This window comes from Nitratireductor sp. StC3 (genome assembly GCF_003015025.1).
GTDB classification, from domain to species: Bacteria; Pseudomonadota; Alphaproteobacteria; order Rhizobiales; family Rhizobiaceae; genus Mangrovimarina; species Mangrovimarina alexandrii.
On the sequence record NZ_PYBP01000005.1, the window covers coordinates 22280 to 45346 of the forward strand.

Genomic DNA, 23067 nt, shown 5'->3' on the forward strand with positions numbered 1-23067 from the left:
ACTGGACGATGGATGCCAGGACCGACGACAAGGCGTCTCAGGCCGAGGCGGGCAGCGGTTTCGTGCACACGGTGCATGTGCGCTGGGCCGATTGCGATCCGGCGCTGATCGCCTATACCGGCCGCATTCCGTATTTCGCGCTCGAGGCGATCGACGCCTGGTGGGAGGCGCATGTCGGCCAGGACTGGTACCGGCTCAATCTCGACCGCAATGTCGGCACGCCGTTCGTGCATATGAGCCTCGATTTCCGCGCGCCGGTCACGCCCCGGCACCCGCTTGCCTGCGCGGTGACGCTCATAAAACTCGGCGAAAGCTCGGTGCGGTTTTCGGTCGCCGGACGCCAGGACGGGGGCTTGTGTTTCGAGGGCACGTTCGTGTGCGTGTTCGTCGAGGCGAAATCGTTCCGCAAGATGGCCGCGCCGCCGGATATCCGCGCCCTGATCGGGCCGCTGGCGGTATCCGGCTGACGGCGACGGCCGTTCTTGCGAATCTCGGCAATTTGTGCATTATAATGCATAAATTGGAACGGATCGTGAGTGCATGGACGAGATCGTCGGCTTCGATGGACGGGCAAGGCCGCCGGAAACGGCCGCCGGCGAGGACGCGGCCAACCGGGCCCTTTTGGCGCTGGTCGGCGAACGCGTGCGCACGGCGCGCGCCCGCAAGGGCCTGTCGCGGCGGGTGCTTTCGGAAAAGTCGGGGGTTTCGCAGCGTTATCTGGCCCAGCTCGAGGGCGGCGAAGGCAATATTTCCATCCTGCTTCTGCGGCGCATCGCCGAGGCGCTCGACCTGAAGATCGAATGGCTGGTCGCCGCCGACGATCCGTGGGCGTCGGAGGCGGGCACCGTGACGCGGCTTTTCCAGCGCGCGACGGCCGAGGAGCGCCGGCGGGTGATCGCCATCCTCGATCCGCAGAACCCGGCGCTCAGGCGTGCCCGGCGCATCGCCTTCATCGGCCTGCGCGGTGCCGGCAAATCGACGCTGGCGCGCATGGCGGCCGACACGCTCGGCCTGCCGTTCATGGAGCTGAACGAGGAGATCGAGGCGGCGAGCGGCATGCCGGTGACGGAGGTGATGGCGCTTTACGGCCAGGAAGGCTATCGGCGGCTGGAACGCCAGGCGCTCGAGCGCGTCATCGCCACCTGCGAGGACATCGCGCTTGCGGCGGCCGGCGGCATCGTCGCCGAGCCGGAAACCTTCGACATCCTGTTGCGCAACTTTCATACCGTCTGGCTGAAGGCGGCGCCCGAGGAGCACATGGCCCGGGTGCGCGCCCAGGGCGACACACGGCCGATGGCCGGCAATCCGGCGGCGATGGAGGAGCTGAAATCGATCCTGACCAGCCGCGAGGCGCTCTACGCCCGCGCCGGCCTGCATATCGAAACCTCGGGCCGCACGCCGCAGGACTGTCTGGCCGAGGTGATGGACAAGCTCAAAGGCCTCGGCCGCCCGGCGGGGTAGGGACGGCGCTCGCCTATTCCAGAAACACGTTGACGCTGGCCGCGCGGCCGGCCGCGTCGATGACGGTCAAGGTCGAGGCGCCGGCGCCGTCCGGCGTCCAGGCGGCGGTGCGTCGCCGCGCCGACAGCCGCACCGGGCGGCCGTTGGCGAGCCAGCGGAACGGCGCGCGGCCGCCATTGATCTTCAGCGCCAGCGGCATGGTGGCACCGGCGCGCAGGCCGAGATCGACACGCGCGCCCTGCGGTGGATAGACGATCTCCGGCGCCGGTTCGACCGGCGCGTCGGCGCTCTCGCGCGCCGAGGGGGCGAAGCGGCGCTGGGCGAAGGGCAGGTCGGCGCGTGCAAGCCGGACCGCGCCGGCCGGCGGACGCGGCTGGGGCGCGATGCCGAGCCCGGATTTGGCAAACGCCTCGAACAGGATCGGCGCGGCGGCGAGATAGCCGGTGAGGCCGGGCACCGCGCCGCCGTCGGGACGGCCTACCCAGACCCCGATGACGTGGCGGCCGTCATAACCGACCGACCAGGCGTCGCGATAACCGTAGGAGGTGCCGGTCTTGTAGGCGATGCCGAGCCGCGGCGCGCCCTGGGGCGGGGCGACGCCGGACAGGATGTCGGTGATCTGCCAGACGGCCTGCGGCGACAGGATCGGCTCGCCGGGCGGCTTTGGCAGCTCGGCGCCGGCGCGGCTGTGCAGCCGCGCGACCCGGCCGCGTTGCGACAGGCCGGTATAGAGCTGGACCAGCTCCTCCAGCGACAGGCCGACGCCGCCGAGGCCGATGGCCAGCCCCGGCCTTTCGCCCTCCGGCAGCGTCGGCGTCACGCCGCCGCGCTTCATGCGCGCGACCAGCCGGACCGGGCCGACCGTGTCGAGCAGCCGCACCGCCGGCACGTTCAGCGACAATTGCAGCGCCTGGCGCACGCTGACGTCGCCCTGATACTCCATGTCGAAATTCTTCGGCCGGTAGCCGGCGAAATTGGCCGGCCGGTCCTCGATCGTCGTCTCCTGCATGACCAGGCCGTCCTCGAAGGCGAGCCCGTAGATGAAGGGTTTCAGCGTCGAGCCCGGCGAGCGGGCGACGCGCGCCATGTCGATCCAGCCGGCGCGGGCAGCGTCGAAATAATCGGCCGAGCCGGCCTTGGCGAGAATGGCGCCGGTGTCGGCCCGGGCGAGCACGATCGCCACCGAGACTTTCGGGCCGATGCGCGCCGCCGCCTTTTTCGCGACCCGTTCCAGCCGTTCCTGCACGCCGCGGTCGATGGTGAGCTGGTGGCGTTGCGCGGCGGGTTCTTCGCGCAGCGCGGCGTCGGCGACATGGGCGGCGAAGCCCGGCAGCGGGCGGCGGACCGGCGAGACCGGTTCGGCGGCCGCGCGCGCGACCTCGCTGTCGATGATGACGCCGGCGCCTGCCATGCGCGCCAGCACGCGGTCGCGGGCGGCGCGCGCGGCGTCGGGATGCCGGTCCGGCCGGCGCGCCTCCGGCGATTGCGGCAGGGCGACCAGCAATGCCGCCTGCGGCAGCGACAGCCGGGCCGGCTCCTTGCCGAACCAGGCCAGGCTCGCCGCGCGCACGCCCTCCAGATTGCCGCCATAGGGCGCGAGCGTCAGATAGCGGGTCAGGATCTCGCGTTTCGACAACCGGCGCTCGATCTGCAGGGCGCGCGCCATCTGGCGCAGCTTGGCGCCGAGGCTGCGTTCGGCGCGCGGCTCGATCAGCCGGGCGAGCTGCATGGTCAGCGTCGAGCCGCCCGACACGATGCGGCCATTGGCGAGGAACTGGCCGGCGGCGCGCAGAAGCGCCAGCGGATCGACGCCGCGATGGCTCCAGAACCGCTGATCCTCATAGGCGACCAGCATGGCGACAAAGGCGCGGTCTATCCTGTCGAGATCGGCGCCGAGCCGCCAGCGTCCGTCCTCGAGCGCGTAGGCGCGCAAAAGCACGCCGTTGCGGTCGACGACTTCGGTGGAGATCGCGGCGGCGCTGTCGAGCGGCGGCGGAAACGCGCGGTCGAGCCGGTCGAGCAGCCACAGGCCGGCGCCGGCCACGACCGCCAGAACGGCGACGGCGAGCGCGCTCCGGCGCGCGAGACGGACAAGGGCCGGCCGGTTCAGGCGCATGACCTTTCCGCCCGGCGCGCGCCGCGCGCGGGCGGTCCCGCACGCCGGAAACGGCCCATCGGGCGCGTGCTCATCGTCGGCCTCCGTCTCTTACTCGCCCACCACCTCCATGAAGCCGGAGGCCGTGCGCGCCGAAAGCTGCGGGCGGTACATGTCCTCCACACTGGCGGCGGGGTGGACGAAGACGCCCGGCGTGACGGCGCGCACCACATAGGCGAGCGTGTAGTCGCGATCGCCGCCCTGGCCGCGGGTGAAGGCGGCGATGAACCGGTCGTCGCGGAACTCGGTATGCACCGCGTTTGTCTGGCCGAGCCATTCGAAATTCTTCAGCTCGGCGCTGCCGACCAGGCGCGGATTGTCGATCTCGAACCCGGCGGGCAAGAGATCGTTGACCAGGATGCGCGAGGGCCAGTCGTTGTGTTCGCGCACCTTGATCACCACCACGTAGCGCTCGTTCTGGCGGGCGGCGGCGATCGAGGCGGGCTTGCCGTCGAGCGTGTAGTAGCTGCGCTCGATCGAAAACCCGTCTCCGCCGGCCGGCAGAGGCTGTTCGGGGGCGGCGAGCGTGGTCACCACCGCCTCGACCGGCTCGTCGCCGCTGTTTGTGATCACGAACGGATCGGATGCCAGCGCCTCGCCGCTAAGACGGCGCGAGAAGGCGCCCTCGTGCGGGCTGCCGCCGATGTCGAGGCGGATGTCGTCGCTGGCGCCGGCGACGGCGCGCGCGGCGAGCAGCATCCAGGCCTGGTCCTGCGTGCTGAGATACCGCGTCTGTTTGCGGATATCGGAGACGTAGGAGACCATCTGCGGCACCAGCGCCGGCTCGGGCCGGCTTTCGGCCGCCAGCGCCAGCATGGCCGCGCCGTCGCGCAGCGCCGAGCCATAGTCGGCGCGGGCCTGCAGGCCGGGTTCCACGCCGCGCGCCAGGGTCAGCGCGGAGGAGAAGGCCTGGCCGGCACGCTGGGCGTCGCCGTAAAGCGACAGGCTGGCGGCGAGCTGGGCCCGTGCCAGCGGGCTGGAGAAGGCGCCGAGCTGGGTGTCGGAATAATAACGCAGATCGCCGGCCGACGCCTTGCGGTTGCGCGCCAGCACGTAGAGCGCGTAGGCGACCTCGCTGCCATTGGTGGCGAGATCGACATCGTAGGCGAGCGAGTTCTGCAGATTAAGCAGTGCCTGGTCCATGGCCGCGGCCGGCACGTGATAGTCCTGCTCGCGTGCGCGGGTCAGGAAATCCGTGACGTAGGCGTCGAGCCACAGATCGCCGGAGCCCGGGCCCCACAGTCCGAACGAGCCGGACGAGGCCTGATGGGACAGGACCCGTTCGATCGCGTCGGCCACGCGTCCGCGCAGGGCCGGATCGTCCTCCAGCCCGGCCGATTTCGACAATTCGCCGACATAAAGCAGCGGCAGCGCCCGGCTCGTCGTCTGCTCGGCGCAGCCATAGGGATACCGGTCGAGCGACATCAGCAGCGCCGGCACGTCGAAGGCGGAGCCGCGGGTGACGTTGACGGTGACCGAGGCGCCTTGCGCGATCGACGCGGCGAGCAGTTCGCCGTCGATCCTCAGGCTGCCGCCCTTGCCGGCCAGCGCCACGGTGCGCCGCGTCGTGACTGGCATGACGCCGGGCCGGACCGGCAGCGCGACCGTGCGTTCGATCGCCAGGCCGGAGGCATGGGAGAGCGTGAGCGTGATCGCGCCGTCGCCGGCGGTTTCGGCCGCGACCGGCACTGTGAGCGTCGTCTTGCCGCCGGCGGGCAGATCGAGGGTCGCGGGCAGGGCGCCGGTGTCGGCGACCAGGGCGGCGCCGGTGGCGAGGCCGAGCGTATAGGCGCCGGCCGGCCCGTCGGTGTTGGCGATCTCCAGCAGCAGCCGGGTCTGGTCGCCGGGCGCCAGGAAACGCGGCAGGCTCGCCGTCAGCACGACCGGATCGCGGATGACGATGTCCCGTTCGGCGCTGCCGGTGCCCGATTTCGACCAGGCGACCGCCATCACGCGGGCGGTGCCGTTGAATTGCGGAATGTCGAAGGCGACCGTGGCGCGCCCGTCCTCGTCGACTTTGACGATGCCGGAGAAGAAGGCGACCAGCTTTTCGGTCGGCGGGCTGCCCTGGGGGCTCATGCCGCCGCCGTCGCCGCCGGTGCGCAGCCGGCCGGTCGCGCCGGGCGAGCCGTCGATCAGCCGACCGTAGAGATCGCGCATTTCGATGCCGAGCATGCGCTGGCCGAAATACCAGCCGGCCGGGTCCGGCGCCTCGTAGCGGGTGAGGTTCAAGATGCCGACGTCGACGGCGGCCACCGTGACATAGGCCTCCTCGCCCGGCTGCAGGCCGGTCACGGCGAGCGGGATGGTGAGCGGCTGGCGCGGCTCGGTCTTTTCAGGCAGTTCCAGGGCGACGGCGAGCTTGCGCGGGCCGGGGTCGACGGTCAGCCATTTCACGCCGATGGCGCGCATCGGCAGGCGCGTCTCGGCGGCCTCGCCGGGCCTGAACAGGGTGGCCGTCACATAGGTGCCGGCGCCGAAGTCCTCGGTCACCGGGATCTCGATGGTCGCGCCGTCGGCGGGAACCGCGGCGGTGACGGTCGAAATCAGGCTTTCGGACCCGACGGCGACCAGAACCTGGCCGGCGAAACGCGACTCGATCTTCAGCCGCGCGGTGTCGCCCACCCGGTAGCTTTCCTTGTCGAGCGCGATTTCCAGCCCGTCCGGCGTCTCGGTCGAGCGCGCGGCGACGAACCAGCCGGCGGAAAATTCCACGCTGGTGACCGGCCCCGCGGGGTCGTCCGTCTCAATCTCCAGCCGGTAGCGGCCCCAGTCGACCGGAACGCTGATCTGGGCCTCGCCCGCCGCCGTGGCGTCGATGCTGCCTTCCTCGACCAGGCTGGTCGAAACGATGGGCTCGTAGCGCCAGGAATTGCCGCTGCGATACCATTGATACTGGCGGTTGATCTTGACCAGCGACCAGGACAGGCCGGCGGCGTCGAGCCGCGCGCCGTCCGGGCCGACCGCGATGGCGCGGAAACTGGCGATGCTGCCTTCCGGCACCTGGCCGCCCTCGAATTCGGGCTTGAGGCCGAGCGAGGGACCCTCGGGCTCCACGCCGAGTTCGAGCGTGCGCTCGACGGCGCGACCGCCGGCCTCGACCATGCGCACCGAGATCTCGGCCGAGAGCAGCTGGGTGGTGGAGGGCACTTGCGCAAGTTCGACCGGGAAGGCGGCCTTGCCGTCCGGGCCGGTGCGCGGCAGGCCGTCGAGCGCGACGCGCACGTCCTCGACATCCTCCTCGTCCTCGAGGCCGAACCGGTAACCCGGGAAGCGCGCCCATTCGCGGCTGCGCGTGATCGCCAATTGGCCTTCGAGCGCCAGGCCCTCGGCCGGCGCGCCGTAGAGATAGCGCCCGTCGACCTCGACGGAGGCGGCCTCGCCAAGGGCGATGTCCTCGCGGTCGGCGGCGAGATCGAACTCGATGCGGTCGGGCACGAAATCCTCCACCAGGAAGAATTTCTCCGACAGCGGCGGCTCTTTGGGATCGGCGTGGATGCGCAGGCTCCAGGTGCCGCGCATGGCGTTGTCGGTCAACTCCAGCTCGACGGCATGGCCGCCGAGCTCCGCACCGTTGGAAACGATGCGGCGGTCCTCCACCCCGTCCGGGCGCTGGAAGATGAAGGTCAGCGGCAGGTCGTCGATGGCGTCGGCGGCGGGATTGCGCGCCAGGGCGGCGGCGTGCACGGTCTCGCCGGCGCGGTAGATGCCGCGCTCGGTCCAGGAATAGACGTCGAGCGCGCCGGGCGAGGGCCGGCCGGTGACGCCGCGGTCGGACAGGTCGAAACCGGCCCGTGTCATGTCGAGAAAGACGAAATCCTCGCCGGTCTCGGCGGTTATGACGGCCGGGGCAAGGCCGTTTTCGCCGCGTGCGAGGCCGGCGTCGAAGCGGGCGCGGCCGCCGTCGTCGGTGCGCGCGGTGGCGAGCACCTCGTTGTTGCGCGCAACGAGCTGCAGCGTGACGTCGGCAAGCGGCGCGGCGCTGTCGAGCGAGCGGGCAAAGACATTGAGCCCGTCCTCGCCGGCGAAGGTGGCAAGCCCGATATCGGAGACCAGGAACCACTGCGTTGCGCGCGAATCCCAGCTGTCGCGGCGGTCGTTTTCGGGCACGGCGGTCATCACGTAGACGCCGGGCTCGCGCTCCGGGACGGCCTCGTCGACAGGGAAGGAGGTGATCACCTCTTTGTTGCGGTCGGCGGCGATGTCGATCGTGCCTTCGAAGACCGGCGCGCCGAGATCGTCGGCGATGCTGCCCAGCTCATAGGCGTCGAGCTGGCGCAGGAACCGCGATTCGCCCATCAGCCGGGCGAGCGAACGCGCGCCGATGCGGTAGAGCGCGATCTCGGCCTTGTCGGTGTTCACCGAGACCAGCGGGATGCCGCGGCGCGCGCTGTCCGGCAGCACGAAATTGTCGCCGGTGAAGCGGATCGAGGGCGACCGGTCGCGCACATAGATGTCGAGCGCGACGGGCTCGGCGATCACCTCGCCGATCGCGGCCGGCAGGCCCTGGCGGATGACGATGCGGTAGCGCCCGCCATGCTCGAGCCCGGCGACGCACAATTCGCGCTCGCCCTTGTCGACGGCCGTGGTCGGCGCGTTGTCGACACGCACGAATTGCGCGTAGTCGATGCCGCTCTTGACCAGATCCTCGGAGAACTGGACGCACACGCGCGGCGTGGCGCTGTCGGAATCGATCGTGTGTTCGACGACGCGGAACCCCTTGCGGCGTTTCAGGTCGGCGTAAAGCGCCTGGATCCGGGGCGAGGCTACTAGCGCCAGGCTTTCCTCATAGGCGGTGATCGCCGGGCGGAACATGCTGCGTTTTTCAAGCGCCGGCGCCAGTTGGTTGAGCGCGTCGGCGCGCTGGTTGGCGGTGCGCGACAGGAGATAGGCGTTGATGGCGGCTCCCGTGCCCAGGCGCTGGAAATAATAGGCGCTTTCGCCCGAGCGCGGCACGACCGCGTTGGCGGCGGCGGCAAGCCCGGTCCAGATCGCGGTGTCGTCGGGCAGGATCGCGAGCGCGTTCTGGTAGTTGAGCAGGGCGGCGCGCGGATCGTTGGAGGCCATGGCGTTTTCGGCCGCCTGGACCAGGAAGGCGAGGCCGGCGCCGCCGGCATTGGCCTTGCCAAGCACGTCGGCGCGCAGGCGCTCGGCATCGCCGGTCACGTGGGCGGGCACGAAGGAAAGCGTTTTCGGCGCGCCGATGTCGGGCTCGCCGAGGGCCGTCTCGACCTTGCCGGCAACCGCGCCGGGAAACGGGTTCAGCTGATTGTAGTCGGATTTGAGAAAACACCATTTCGCGCTGGTGTTGAAGGTGAAGGCGCGGCAGGCCGGATCGGCCAGGCAGGCGGCCTTGCATTGGTCGAGCGAGACGTCGCGCTCGGTGCGCAGGTCGAAACCGTAATAGTCCGAATCGGCGGTGGTGACGATCTGGCGCGTTTCCTGGCCGAAGGCCGGCGCCGCAAGCAGGGCGAGCGTCGTGAAAAGGGTAAGAAAAAGGCCTTTGCCCGTGCGTGGCGACATGAAATCCTCCGGCGGTCGGCGCGTGGTCGCCGATATTTGGCCAAGCTTTGTGTCGGCTTGTCAATCAATGTGATGGTAGGCGCGCGAATGCGGCCAGAGCGTGTCGCGCCGCCTTCGCGATCGAGGCCGGACGGCGCCTTTCGCCGTCTTCGCAGCAGGAGGCCGGGCGTCGGGCGGCGACGCACGGGCCGGCCGGCGCTCAGGCGAAAAACGCCGCCAGCCTGTGCTCGACCCTGGCCAGGAAGGCCGCGCGGGCCGGTTCGTCCGCCGCGTCCATTTCGTATTTGGCGAGGTAGAGTGTGCGGCAACGGCGCGCGCACAGCGCCCGGATGCCGCGCAATAGGGTCTTGCGTCCGGGGTGGCCGACGAGAAAGGACCACCAGCGCGGCGCGCCGCAGGTGGTGAGGATGGCGAGCTTTTCGACGTGGCGCATCAAAGGCTCGATCCGCCCGCCTTCGTCCGCAAGCGTGAAGGCGACGTCCTTGGCCCAAACCCGCTCGAACCAGCCTTTGAGCATGGCCGGCTGGCCGTACCACCATGTCGGGTAGACGAACACCATCGCCTGGGCCCAGCGCAGCGCCTGGATATGGGGTGCGAGCCTGTCGTCGACCGGTTCGTGGATGTTGTAGCCGCGCCGTTCCTCGGCGCCCATCACCGGATCGAAACCCTCGGCATAAAGGTCAACAAGGCGTGTTTCGTGACCGGCCGCGGCGAGCGCGGCAAGGGCGCGGTCGCGCAGGGCGGCGCAAAAACTCTCGGGCACCGGATGGCAGTAGACGACAAGCACACGCATCGGGCGCGGTTCCTTCCGTTCGCCGCGCTGGGGGGCCGGTAAAGCCATCCGGGCGGCGCCGATTTGCGTATCAGCTTGCCGTAATGGTGAAAACAGGGCGAAGCGATCGTCGTTTTTTTTCCGGCGAACCCCTTGTGAAATCACCCAAGCATGCGAAGGGAGGGAACCGCGGAGGTGCATCCCGTTTCCACATCCGCTAAAACCTTCAGGGCAATTTTAACCATTATCGCTATGTTGGAGCCATGCTGAGCCCGGGCGCGGAAAGTTCTGGAGTACCGCACGGCAGGCGCGTTCGTCGCGGCCTGGCTTCCGTGTCCGCCGTCGCCTTGGCTCTCGTCCTGGCGCCGGGGCCGGCTTTTGCGTTCGAGCTTTTCGGCATCACGCTGTTCGGCTCCAAGCAGGAAGACGACGTCGCGGCCGTCGTCGATCCGCTCACCTATGCGGTCGAACTCGAAACCGGCGATGCCGGGTCCGAGCTGGACGGCAGGCTGAAAGCCGCCTCGACGCTTCTCGCCGACGCCGACCGTCCGGTGTCGGGGTCGCTGGGCCTGTTGGCGAAGGCGCGCACCGAGCGCGAATTGCTGGTCGCCGCGCTCTACGAGGCAGCGCGCTACGACGGCACGGTGGAGATTTCGATCGCCGGGCGGGCGCTGGACGACCTGCCGCCCGACGCGGAATTTACCGCCGAACCGGTGCCGGTGCGGGTGGTGGTGACGCCGGGCCAGGTCTTCCGTCTCGGCCGGATCGACGTCGGCGGCGATACCGGCGACATCGCGCCGGCCCGCTTCGGTCTCATGCCCGGCGGCGAGGCCGGCTCGACGGTGATCCTCAACGCCGAAGCGAAAATGGTGCGGGCGCTGCGCGACAGGGGCCACCCCCTGGCGCAGGTGACCGAACGCGAGATCGTGGCCGATCACAAGACCGGCCTGCTCGACGTCACCCTGGTGCTGGAGGCGGGGCCGGTCGCGCCTTTCGGCGCGACGCGCGTCGAGGGGACCGAAAGGGTCGACCGCGAGTTCACAGCCTATATGGCGGGGATCGAACCGGGCGCGACCTATTCGCCCGACGAGTTGGAGGCGGCGCGCGAACGGCTCCTGGAGCTCGAAGTGTTCGACAGCGTGGCGGTCAACGAGGCCGACGCGCTCGATGCCGACGGCAGCCTGCCGGTCGATGTGACGGTGTCGGAGCGCAAGCATCGCTTTTTCGGCGTCGGGGCCACGTTCTCCAATACCGAGGGCGCGGGGCTCGAGGGCTATTGGGGGCACCGCAACCTGTTCGGGCGGGCGGAAAAGCTGCGCGTGGAAGGTTCGATCAGCCGGATCGGCGACACGACGCAGTTCGGCAAGCTCGACTACCGGGCCGGGCTGCTGTTCGAAAAACCGGGCGTGATCGGGCCGCCGTCGAAATTCATCGCGCGGCTGGACGCCACGTTCGAGCATCCCGACGCCTTCGACCGCTTCTCGGTCAAGGGCGCGACGGGCCTGCGCTACGAACTCACCGACACGCAGACGGTGTCGGCCGAGGTCGCGCTCGACTATTCCAAGATCGACGATTCCTTCGGCAGCAACGAGCATCTGATCGCCAGCACGCCGATCCAGTACGTGTTCGACAACCGCGACAACAGGCTCGATCCGAAATCCGGCTTCCGTCTGCTCGCCTATGTCGAGCCGGCGCACGACTTCCTCAACGCGACCAGCTTCGTCAAGATCAAGGGCGAGGCGTCCGCCTATCGGGCGCTGGACGAGGCCAAGCGCTTCGTCGCCGCCGGCCGGGTCGCAGCGGGCTCGATCTTCGGCGCGCCGCTTGCCGCGATCCCCGCCGACCGGCGCTTCTATGCGGGCGGCGGCGGCTCGGTGCGCGGCTACGGCTACCAGGATATCGGTCCGCGCAATGCCGCCGGCATGCCGACCGGCGGGCTTTCCTACGTCGAGATGTCGGCGGAGATGCGCATCCAGGTCACCGACAGTTTCGGCATCGTGCCGTTCATCGACGGTGGCGCGGTTTCGACCTCGACCACGCCCGACTTCGCCGACATGCAGTTCGGCGCCGGCCTCGGGGTGCGCTACCTGACGCCGTTCGGTCCGCTCAGGGTCGATGTCGGCGTGCCCTTGAACAGGCGCCCCGGCGATCCGACCTTCGGCATCTATGCCGGCATCGGCCAGTCCTTCTGAGGTGTCCGGCGCCGGTGCGGCACGGCCTGCATGCCGCAGAGGGCCGTTCAACATGATTTCGGCGGAAATCACCCTATAGTCGTTGCCAGACGGACTGATTCACGGTCCGGCCGAAAGGATAGTCGTGCTTCGCAGAATCCTGCGCTCCGTGCTGATCGGGCTCGTCCTCGTCGTGGTGTTCGCGGCGGGGATGCTGGTGGTGTTCACCCAAACGCAGGCCGGGCGTGCCAAGCTGGCCGCGATCGCCTCGGGCCTGGCCTCGGGGCCGGAGCGCACGGTGCGCATCCAGGGGCTGGATGGGCTGCTTTCGGGGCAGGCGCGGGTCGGCTCGGTCGTCGTGTCGGACAGACGCGGCGCGTGGCTGTCGCTGAGCGATATCGCGCTCGACTGGTCGCCGCTGGCGCTCGCGGGGTTCGCGTTCCAGGCCGAGCGGCTTCATGCCGGCAGCATCGACATGCTGCGCCTGCCGGAGGCGGCCGAACCGGCCGACACCGATGACGGCGGCGGCTTCTCGCTTCCGGTTTCGGTCGAGATCGCGCGCATCGACCTGCCGCGGATCGCGCTCGGGGCCGACGTCGCCGGCGAGGCGATGACGCTCGCCGCGCGCGGCTCGGCGATGGCCGATGACGCGCCGCTGAGGATCGGCGCCGATCTTCAGGCCGAGCGCATCGACGGCGCGCGCACCGAGGTCAGCGCCAAGGTCGATTTCGCGCCGGACCAGAACCGTCTGGCGCTCGACGTGACCGCGCGCGAACCCGATGGCGGCCTTTTGGCCGGGCTCTTGAAACTGCCGGGCGCCCCCGCCGTCGAACTCGTGGTTTCGGGCAGCGGCCCGCTTGCCGACTGGCAGGCGCAAGGACGCCTGTCGGTCGACGATAAGGTGGTCACGAGCCTTTCGGCGCAGCATCGCCAGAGCGGGGCCGGGCGCTTCGTGGCGGCCAAGGGCGAAGGCGATTTTGCGCGCTTCCTGCCCGACGGGCTGGCGCCGGCGGCGGCCGGCACGATGCTGTTCGACCTCGCCGCAACGCTGGGCGAGGACGGCGCGGTGGCGATCGAACGCGCGCTGGTGCAGTCGGACGCGCTCAGCGCCACAGCGTCGGGGCGGGTCGATCCGAAAGCCGAGAGCGATCTCGACATTAAGGCCGCGGCGCAGAACGGGCCGGTCATGCTCACCTTCGGCCCCGATGCCGATCCGGTGATCGTGGGGGTGCGCGAGGCGCATGTGCGGGTGACGGGCAAGGGGGCGGCGCCGGCCTTCGAGGCGGCGCTGTCGCTCGCGTCCGCCCAGGCGGCGGGTTTCGGTTTCGCCGACATCGCGGCGCGCCTCTCCTCGGAGGGGCTCGACATCGCCGAGCGGACCGGTCCGGTGTCGCTGCGCCTGTCGGCGGGGGGCGTGGGCACGGTTCAGACCGCGCTCGCGCCGCTGGTGGCCGGGCCGCTCGACATGACGGGCAAGGCGCGTCTGGAGACCGGCCGGATCGTCTTCGACACGATCGCGGTCAAGAACAACCAGCTCAGCGCCAGCGCCGATGGCGCCTTCACGATCGAGGGCGCTGCCGTCGAGGCCAATTTTGCCGCGGACCTGCTGGTTGCGGCCCTGCCGGAAGCCGCGCGCGCCTATCTCGGCGACAGGCTGGCCGTCTCGGGCCGGCTCGAGCGGGGAGGCGATGGCGCTCTGGCGCTCAGCGACCTCGCGCTGCGTTCCGATCCGCTCGCCGCCGAAGGGCGGGTATCGCTTTCCGACGGCGCGCTCGACGCGCGGCTCGACGGCCGCTACGGCGCCGTCGCGCGGCTTTCCGACCAGGCGCAAGGCGCGATCAGCTTCGCCCTGGCGGCGACGGGCGAAGTGGCCCGGCCGGACGTCACGGTCACGGTGGAAAGCGAGCGCATCGAAAGCGCCGGCCGGGCGATCACCGATCTCGTGCTCGAAGCCTCCGGCACGGCCGATCTGGCGCGACCGGTCGCCGACATTTCGCTCAGCGGCGCGATCGAGGGCGAGACGATCAAGGGCAAGGCAACCCTGCGCTCGGCCGACGGCGCAAGCCGGGTCGAGGAGCTTTTGGTCGAGGTCGGCGAGAACCGCATCTCCGGCACGCTCGATCTCGACGACGCCTTCGTGCCGGTCGGCGAACTGACGATCGCGCTGCCCGATATCGGGCCGCTGGCGGCGATGGCGCTGGAAGAGGCAAGCGGCGATGTCTCCGGGTCCATCCGCTTCGGCAAGGACGGCGCGGTCCCGGTGGTCGATCTGTCGGCGCAGACGGGGCGGATCGTGCGCGGCGACATCGTTGTCGACGAGGCCCGCGTGAGCCTCAGCGCGCGCGACTATCTCGCCGCGCCGACCCTTGCCGGGCGCGTGCAGGCAAACGCGGTCAGGGCGGGCGGGGCCGATATCGGCGCGATCGACCTGCGGCTGACGCGCGAGGGCGCATGGACCGGCTTTTCCGGCGGGGCGACGGTTGCCGGCATACCGGCTTCGGCCGCCGGCCGGGTGGCGGTCGCCGACGGCGAGACGACCGTTGCGCTGGACGCGGCCAGGGGCACGTTCCGCGGCATTTCGGCGACGCTGGCGCGGCCGACGACGGTCACGGTGCGCGACGGCACGGCGGTGCTCGACCGGCTGGCACTCGGCCTCGGCGGCGGCGAAGCCGAGATTTCGGGCACGGCCGGCGCAACGCTTGATCTCAAGGTCCGGCTTTCGGGACTGCCGGCCTCGCTTGCCAACGGATTCGCGCCGGGACTCGGTGCGACCGGCGCGATCTCGGGCACGGTGGATGTCGCCGGCGCGGCGTCCGATCCCCGCATTGCCTATGCCGTCGACTGGCGCGACATGGCGACGAGCCAGACCCGCGAAGCCGGGTTCGGCGCGCTGTCGATCGCCTCCAGCGGCACGTTCCAGCAGGGCCGGCTGCGTTTCGACGCCGATGCGGGCGGTGCCGGCGGGCTGGGTGTGAAGGGCGGCGGCACGGTCGACACGGCGGGCGCCATCGCGCTCGATCTCAACTTCGCCGGCAAGGTGCCGTTTTCCTTCCTGACGCGGCGCCTGGCCGCGCAGGGGCTTGCCCTCGACGGCGGCGCCGATCTCCAGGTCGCGGTCTCCGGCCCGGCCGGCGCGCCGGCGATCTCCGGAACGGTCAAAACCACCGGCGCGCGGCTTGTCGATGCGCGCTCGGGCATCGCGGTCAAGGACATCGCCGCCGATATCGGTCTGGCCCGGAATGTGGCCACGATCCGCTCGATGACCGGCACGTTGTCGACCGGCGGGCAGTTGAGCGTCGGCGGCACGCTGGCGATCGACCCGGCGCGCGGCTTTCCCGCGGATCTGACGGCGCGGGTCACCGACGGGCGCTACACCGACGGGCGCGTGGTGACGGCCAATTTCGGCGGTACGCTGACGGTGACCGGCGGGCTGACCCAGTTGCCGCTGCTTTCGGGCCAGGTCGATCTCGGCAGAACCGTGATCACCGTGCCGGAAAAACTGCCGCCGTCTCTGGCCCAGCTCGACGTCAAGCATCGCAACGCCACCGGCGCGATCGAGGCACAGGCCGAAGCCATGCGTCCGGCCGAAGCGGGCGGGAGCGGCGGCGGCGGGCTGACGCTCGACGTCACGGTCGACGCGCCGCGCCAGATCTTCATCCAGGGCCGGGGCATCGATGCCGAGTTCGGCGGCAGGATCCGCCTGACCGGCTCGGCGTCGGCGCCGCGTGCGATCGGCAATTTTACCATGCGGCGCGGGCGGCTTTCCATCCTCGGACAACGGCTGGACTTCACGCGTGGCACGCTCGACTTCGCCGGCTCGCTGATCCCGCGCCTGGATTTCGCCGCCGACACAAGGGCCGACGACGTCACCGCGACGGTGGCCGTGACCGGCCAGGCGAACAATCCGAAATTCTCGTTCACCTCGACGCCCAGCCTGCCGGAAGACGAGGTGCTGGCGCGGGTGATCTTCCGCCGCTCGTTGTCGAACCTGTCGCCGCTGCAGATCGCCCAACTCGCCGCCGCGGCCGCCCAACTGGCCGGCGTCGGCGGCTCGACCTCGCTGCTCGACAATCTGCGCGACCAGATCGGCGTCGACGACATCGACATCAAGACGGACGCGGAGACCGGCAAGGCGTCGGTTGCCGTCGGCAAATATCTCAACGACCGCACCTATGTGGGCATCGAGAAGGGCGACGGCGCTGGCACGGGCAAGGCCCGGATCGACCTCAATATCGGTCGCGGGGTGAAGCTGCGCGGCGAAGCCAGCGACGACGGCGAGGCCAAGGGCGGCATCTTTTTCGAACGCGAATACTGAGCCTGTTTCGCGCCTGCGGCGGCGGTCTCGACAAGCCGGGCGATTTTTTCTGCAACCGCGGCCTGTCGCGGGCAAAAGTCAGGGCAGGCAAGGCCTCGCGTCCCGATGCGTCGCTCCCGCGCGGCCTCGTCACGCCCGCGCGGCCGGTGCGCAACCATGGCGCGAGCCGCGCACGCGATCGTGGCCAGTGGCGTGCTATGCGCAACAATTCGGCGGCTTCGCGGCGATTCTAGCCTGTTCTTGTCGCAATCGCGGCATCTTGTCCTTTGGCGAAGTTGCACATTTCGCTCGGGAATGTCCCGTGTCCGGCTTTTGACAAGTGTGGCCGGATGCGGAATGCTAATAGGCGAAAAGCCAAACAACGGGAGAGTGCGATGAAGTTCTACAAGAGCAATGGCGACCGGGTGCCCGAGAAGATTGCCGAGCTCGCCGAGAGCGTGAAATCGGGCAAGATGGATCGCCGCGAGTTCCTCACCATGGCAAGCGTGTTCGGCGCCTCGACGGCGATGGCCTATGGCATGATCGGCCTGACCGCGCCAACCAAGGCTTTGGCGCAGGAGCCGAAGAAGGGCGGCGTGCTGAAGGTGGCGATGTGGGTGAAGGATCCCAAGGACCCGCGCACGGCGGACTGGTCGGAAATCGCCAATGCCCAGCGCCAGACCCTCGAGCCGCTGGTCAAATACACGCATCAATATACGATCGAGCCTTATCTGCTCGAAAGCTGGGACGTTAACGACGACGCCACCGAATATGTGCTTCACGTGCGTCCGGGCGTGACCTGGAACAATGGCGATACATTCAATGCCGACGACGTGATCTTCAATTTCACCCGTTGGGCCGACAAGAGCTCGGAAGGTAATTCCATGCCGGGCCGTCTCGGTTCGCTGGTGGACGACGAAACCGGCAAGCTCAGGGAAGGCGCGATCGAGAAGGTCGACGACATGACGATCAAGCTCAAGCTGACCAAGCCCGACATCGCCTTGATCCCGAACCTCACCGACTACCCGGCGCTGGTCGTGCACCGCAGCTTCGACGAGACCGGCGCGAACTTCGTCGAGAACCCGATCGGCACCGGCCCGTTCGAACTGGTCTCCTACGATGTCGGCCAGAGCGTGGTCTACAAGCGCCGCGAGAACGGCACGTGGTGGAACGGCGAAGCCTATCTCGACGGCGTCGAGTTCATCGACTACGGCACCGATCCTTCGGCGATGGTGTCGGCGTTCGAGGCCGGCGAGGTGCAGGCCAACCACGAGACCTCGGCCGATTTCGTCGACATTCTCGAAGGCGTCGGCATGGACACGTCGGAGACGGTCACCGCCGCCACGATCGTCGCGCGCACCAATGTCAACAACAAGCCGTATGACGACATCAAGGTGCGCAAGGCGCTGCAGATGGCGGTCGACAACAAGATCGTGCTCGCGCTCGGCTACGGCAATGCCGGCGAGCCGGCGGAAAACCACCACGTGGCGCCGATCCATCCCGAATATGTCGAGCTGCCCCCGCAGGAACGCGACGTCGAGGGGGCGAAGGCGATGATGGCCGAGGCCGGCCAGAGCGACTACGAGCACGAGCTGATCACGGTCGACGAGGACTGGCACAAGAACACCGGCGACGCGATCGCCGCGCAGATCCGCGAGGCCGGCATCAAGGTCAAGCGGACCGTTCTGCCCGGCTCCACCTTCTGGAACGACTGGACGAAATATCCGTACTCCATGACCAACTGGAACATGCGTCCGCTTGGCGTGCAGGTCCTGTCGCTCGCCTACCGCACCGGCGAGGCTTGGAACGAGGCCGGCTATTCCAACGCCGAGCTCGACGGCATGATCAACGAGGCGCTGACCATCGCCGATGCCGACAAGCGCAAGGTGCTGATGGAAAAGATCGAGAAGCACCTGCAGGATTCGGGCATCATCATCCAGCCCTATTGGCGCAAGCTCTACAATCACCACGCGCCGGAGGTGATGAATTTCGAGATGCATCCGACGTTCGAGCACGATTTCGGCAAGGTCTGGCTCGACAACGCGTAAGGAAAATCGGGAATGGGGGCGCCAGCGCCCCCATTTCGCGCGGGGAACGCCGCGGTCGGGCCGCCCAGAGGGAACAAGAAGAGCCGGAAAACCGGCTTGCATGGTGGAGTGGGTTTGGATGGAACGTCGATCCGTCCCGTTTTCGGCACCCGCAAAACATCCTTGATCTCGTAACGGCGACCCCGGCGCGCGGCATCCCCACCCGACCGGCAGGGGATAGAGATGATTTCATTCGTCGCGAGACGGCTCGGCACCATGGCGCTGACCATGTTCTGCCTGACGCTCGTCGTCTTTTTCATGGTCAATCTCGAGCCGAATCTGCGCAAGCTGTCGATCAGTCAGCTCGACATGCGCTCCTCGGACGAGCATATCGAAAGCTGGCTGGTCAAGAACGGCTACCGGGACAATTTCTTCGTCCGCTACGGCCGCTGGCTGGGCGTGGTCCAGAAACAGCCTTATGTCGACCCGGAGACCGGCGTGGCGACGGCGCGGTTCTCCTATTGCGACGAGCCCGACGAGCCCTATTACGGCGGCATTCTGCAGGGCGATTTCGGCTGCTCGACCAAGTTCAAGACGACGGTGGCGGCGAAGCTGTTTCCCGCGCTCGGCGCGACCGGCCTGCTGATGTTTTGGGTGATGATCGTGATGGTGCCGGTCTCGCTGTTGATCGGCGTGATCGCCGGCATGCGGGAAGGCACGCGAACCGACCGAAGTCTCTCGGTGGCCTCGATCGCCACCACGGCGACGCCGGAATATGTCTCCGGCGTCATCTTCACCGTCATCTTCGCCTCGTGGCTGGGCATCCTCAACGGATCGGCGGCAACCGCCACCAGCCGCGGCATCACATTCTCCAATTTCACGCTGCCGGTGATGACGATGGCGATCTACGGCATCGGCTATATCGCGCGCATGACGCGGGCCTCGATGGTCGAGGTGATGACCCAGCAATATATCCGCACGGCGCGCCTGAAGGGCCTGGCCTTCAACGCGGTGGTCATCAAACACGCGCTCAGGAACGCGCTGATCGCCCCGTTCACGGTGATAATGCTTCAGTTCCCGTGGCTGCTGACCGGCGTCGTCATCGTGGAGGTGATGTTCCGCTATCAGGGGTTTGGCTACACGCTGGTGGAGGCGGCCGGCAACAACGACATCGATCTTCTGCTCGGCTGCTCGCTGGTCTCGGTGTTCGTCGTCCTGTTCACGCAGCTCATCTCGGATGTGGGATATGCCTATCTCAATCCGCGCATCCGCGTAAGCTAGGGGGCGCTTCGCATGGAACTTGAATATCTCGGCGTCTTCCAGACCTTTGTTGGCGTGCTTGTCCGGTTCTGGCCGGTTTGGCTCGCGCTCGCGATCGTGTTGAGCCTGAGCATGACCTTCAAGGCCAGGCTCGGCCTTTACGGACAGCTCTTCGACACCGGTGCCGGCATCGCCGGCGTCGTCATCTGCCTGTTCTGGCTGTTCACGTCGATCTTCGCCGAAGTGATCTCGCCGTTCGACCCGCTGGCGCAGCTCTTCGTCATGAAGGATGCGCTGCCCGGCGCGATCGAGCCCGAATCGGGACAGGCGTTCCTGTTCGGCGGCGACCGGCTGGCGCGCGACATCTTCAGCCGGATGGTGTTCGGCAGCCAGATCGTGCTGGTGATCGCGCCGGCGGCGACCTTGTTCGCGCTGATGGTCGGCATCACGCTCGGCCTGCCGGCCGGCTATTACGGCGGGCGCATCGATTCGGTCCTGTCCTTCCTGGCCAATCTGGTGCTGGCCTTTCCGGTGATCCTGCTGTTTTACCTGCTGGTGACGCCGGGCATCATGGACACGCCGATCCCCTACGGCATGGCCGGCGTGTTCTTCCTGTTTCCGATCATCTTCTTCTGCACGCTGTTTTTCACGCGCTACAAGAGCCGCCCGCAACTGCTTGCCGTGCAACTGGTGGTAACGCTTTTGATCGGCGGCTGGGTCTATCTCGGGCTGGTCTTCGACGCCGATCCTTTCGGCATCATCGCCATCCGGCCGAACGAGCTCAACATCTTCGTGGCGGTCGTGTTCGCCTCGTCGCCGGGCGTGTTCCGCATCGTGCGCGGGCTGGTGATGGACATCAAGACCCGCGACTATGTCGCGGCGGCGCAGACGCGCGGCGAGAGCCCCTGGTACATCATGCTGTGGGAGGTGCTGCCCAATGCGCGCGGGCCGCTGATCGTCGATGCCTGCCTGCGGATCGGCTACACGACGATCCTGCTCGGCACGCTCGGCTATTTCGGCCTCGGCCTGGCGCCGGAAAGCCCTGACTGGGGCACGGCGATCAAGGAATCGAGCCGTCTCCTGCGCTCCTATATCCATCCGGCGCTGCCGCCCACGATCGCGCTGATGTCGTTCGTGCTCGGGCTCAACCTGCTCGCCGACGCGCTGCGCGAGGAGTCTTTGAAGGACTGACGGCAGCCGAACCACGATCTCCTCGCGTCCCGCCGCGCGGCGGGGCCCGCACAGACAGAAGAAACCGAGAGCGACGCCATGAACGAAGCCATCAGCATCTCGCGGAACCAGAAGACGGACGAACCGATCCTGGAAATCGAGAACCTGTCGATCTCGTTCTTCACCCGCAAGGGCGAGATCCCGGCGGTGATGGATTTTTCCTGTTCGGTGATGCCCGGCGAGGCGATGGGCATCGTCGGCGAATCGGGATGCGGCAAGTCGACCGTGTCGCTCGGCATCATGCGCGACCTTTCGAATGTCGGCCAGATCGTCGGCGGGCGCATCAAGTTCAAGGGCCGCGACATGGGCGACATGTCGGACGCGGAGCTGCGGGCGATCCGCGGCAACGAGATCGCCATGATCTATCAGGAGCCGATGGCGAGCCTGAACCCGGCCATGAAGGTCGGACAACAGCTCATGGAAGTGCCGCTGATCCACGACAAGGTGTCGAAGGAGGAGGCCTATAGTCGCGCGCTGGAGATGGTGCGCTCCGTGCGCCTGCCCGACCCGGAGCGCATGATGCGGTCCTATCCGCACCAGCTTTCGGGCGGCCAGCAGCAGCGTATCGTCATCGCCATGGCGCTGTTGTCGAAGCCGGCGCTGCTTCTGCTCGACGAGCCCACCACCGCGCTCGACGTGACGGTCGAGGCCGGGATTGTCGAACTGGTCAAGGGGCTCGGCAAGGAGTTCGGCACGTCGATGATCTTCGTGTCGCACAATCTCGGCCTGATCCTGGAGACCTGCGACCGGATCACGGTGATGTATTCGGGCGAGGCGGTGGAAACCGGCAATATCGACGACGTGTTCAACCAGATGCGCCATCCCTATACGCAGGGCCTGTTCCGCTCGATCCCGCTGCCCGGCGCGGACAAGAACTCGCGGCCGCTGATCGCCATTCCCGGGCAGTTGCCGCTGCCGCAGGAGCGTCCGCGGGGCTGCAATTTCGCGCCGCGCTGCCACCATTTCGTGGAAGGGGTGTGCGACGCGGCCGAGATCCCGATGATCGACGTCGAGGGTCACGACCGGCACCAGAGCCGCTGTGTGCGGTTCAACGAACTCGACTGGGAGGCGCTGCCGGAAGGCGCGACGGTCGAGCACGAGGCCACCGAGCCGGGCGCGCCGGCGCTGGTGGTCGACAAGCTGAAGAAATATTACCACGTCGCCGCCAACGCGATCTTCGGCGGCTCGGAGACGCGCACGGTCAAGGCGAACGAGACGATCAGCTTCGAGGCGCGCGAGGCCGAGACCGTGGCGATCGTCGGCGAATCGGGCTGCGGCAAGTCGACACTCGCCAAGGTGCTGCTCGGCCTGGAAACGGCGACCGAGGGAAGGGTGACGCTGGGCAACAAGGAAATCCAGTCGACGCCGATCGAGGAACGCGACGTCGACACGATCTCCTCGATCCAGATGGTGTTCCAGAACCCGTTCGACACGCTCAATCCGAGCCATTCGGTCGGCTCGCAGATCATCCGCACGCTGGAGAAATTCAAGGTCGGCAACAGCCAGGCCGACCGCCATACGCGGATGCTGGAACTGCTCGACCTGGTCAAGCTGCCGCGCGCCTTCGCGGTCAGGATGCCGCGCCAGCTTTCGGGCGGCCAGAAGCAGCGCATCGGCGTGGCGCGCGCCTTTGCCGGCAATGCCAAGGTGGTGGTCGCCGACGAGCCGGTGTCGGCGCTCGACGTGTCGGTGCAGGCCGCCGTCACCGAACTCTTGATGGACATCCAGCGCAAGAACAAGACGACGATGCTGTTCATCAGCCACGATCTGTCGGTGGTGCGCTACCTCGCCGACCGGGTGGTGGTGATGTATCTGGGCTACATCGTCGAGCAGGGCACGACCGACCAGATTTTTTCGCCGCCCTACCATCCCTACACGGAGGCCCTGCTTTCGGCGATCCCGATCGCCGACACCAGCGTGGTCAAGCAGCATATCGTGCTTGAGGGCGATATTCCCTCCGCGCTCAACCCGCCCACCGGCTGTCCGTTCCAGACGCGCTGCCGCTGGAAGTCGCGTGTGCCGGGCAATAAATGCGAAACCGAGGTGCCGCCGCTCAAGGAACTCGGCAATGGCCACAGAAGCCTGTGCTGGCTCGACGACGAGATCCTGGACGAGATGGAGCCGGTGATCAGCTTCGAGGTCGGCGCCAGCAAGGTCGCCGAAACGAAGCGCAA

At 68.2% G+C, this 23067-nt stretch carries 10 protein-coding genes and 1 pseudogene; 8 read left to right on the top strand and 3 right to left on the bottom strand.

What is annotated here, in order from left to right:
• Positions 1–8 precede the first annotated feature (8 nt).
• Positions 9–467, top strand: coding sequence for a thioesterase family protein (locus tag C7T96_RS11900; protein ID WP_106571462.1), 459 nt, complete (start codon positions 9–11; stop codon positions 465–467).
• A gap of 73 nt (positions 468–540) precedes the next feature.
• On the top strand, positions 541–1461 hold the full coding sequence (locus C7T96_RS11905) for a helix-turn-helix transcriptional regulator (protein WP_106571463.1): 921 nt from the start codon (positions 541–543) through the stop codon (positions 1459–1461).
• Positions 1462–1474: 13 nt separating this feature from the next.
• Here the strand turns inward: C7T96_RS11905 and pbpC are convergent, their stop codons facing one another.
• The 3 genes from pbpC to C7T96_RS11920 all read right to left on the bottom strand — a co-directional run bounded on the left by pbpC (position 1475) and on the right by C7T96_RS11920 (position 9932).
• Complete coding sequence (pbpC, locus tag C7T96_RS11910; protein ID WP_106571464.1) at positions 1475–3577, bottom strand: penicillin-binding protein 1C; 2103 nt, start codon at positions 3575–3577, stop codon at positions 1475–1477.
• A gap of 90 nt (positions 3578–3667) precedes the next feature.
• Entirely contained in the window at positions 3668–9139 is a 5472-nt protein-coding gene (locus tag C7T96_RS11915) for an alpha-2-macroglobulin family protein (protein ID WP_106571465.1), read from the bottom strand.
• Positions 9140–9338: 199 nt separating this feature from the next.
• Positions 9339–9932 carry an NAD(P)H-dependent oxidoreductase gene (locus tag C7T96_RS11920; protein WP_106571466.1) on the bottom strand — a complete coding sequence of 198 codons (594 nt, stop codon included), beginning with the start codon at positions 9930–9932 and terminating at the stop codon, positions 9339–9341.
• A gap of 311 nt (positions 9933–10243) precedes the next feature.
• Between C7T96_RS11920 and C7T96_RS11925 the strand changes: the two genes are divergently transcribed.
• The 6 genes and pseudogenes from C7T96_RS11925 to C7T96_RS11950 form a co-directional block, all read left to right on the top strand.
• Positions 10244–12103: an autotransporter assembly complex family protein gene (locus C7T96_RS11925; protein WP_348627235.1), complete on the top strand. Its 1860-nt coding sequence runs from the start codon at positions 10244–10246 to the stop codon at positions 12101–12103.
• Positions 12104–12227: 124 nt separating this feature from the next.
• Complete coding sequence (locus tag C7T96_RS11930; protein ID WP_348627236.1) at positions 12228–16397, top strand: translocation/assembly module TamB domain-containing protein; 4170 nt, start codon at positions 12228–12230, stop codon at positions 16395–16397.
• A 374-nt stretch (positions 16398–16771) separates the two neighbouring features.
• Entirely contained in the window at positions 16772–18424 is a 1653-nt protein-coding gene (locus C7T96_RS11935; protein ID WP_106571468.1) for an ABC transporter substrate-binding protein, read from the top strand.
• 222 nt (positions 18425–18646) lie between these two features.
• Complete coding sequence (locus tag C7T96_RS11940; RefSeq protein ID WP_106571469.1) at positions 18647–19684, top strand: ABC transporter permease; 1038 nt, start codon at positions 18647–18649, stop codon at positions 19682–19684.
• 12 nt (positions 19685–19696) lie between these two features.
• Positions 19697–20854: an ABC transporter permease gene (locus C7T96_RS11945; RefSeq protein WP_106571470.1), complete on the top strand. Its 1158-nt coding sequence runs from the start codon at positions 19697–19699 to the stop codon at positions 20852–20854.
• Positions 20855–20932: 78 nt separating this feature from the next.
• Positions 20933–23032 (top strand): annotated as a pseudogene (locus tag C7T96_RS11950) (ABC transporter ATP-binding protein); the annotation flags it as partial.
• Positions 23033–23067 lie beyond the last annotated feature (35 nt).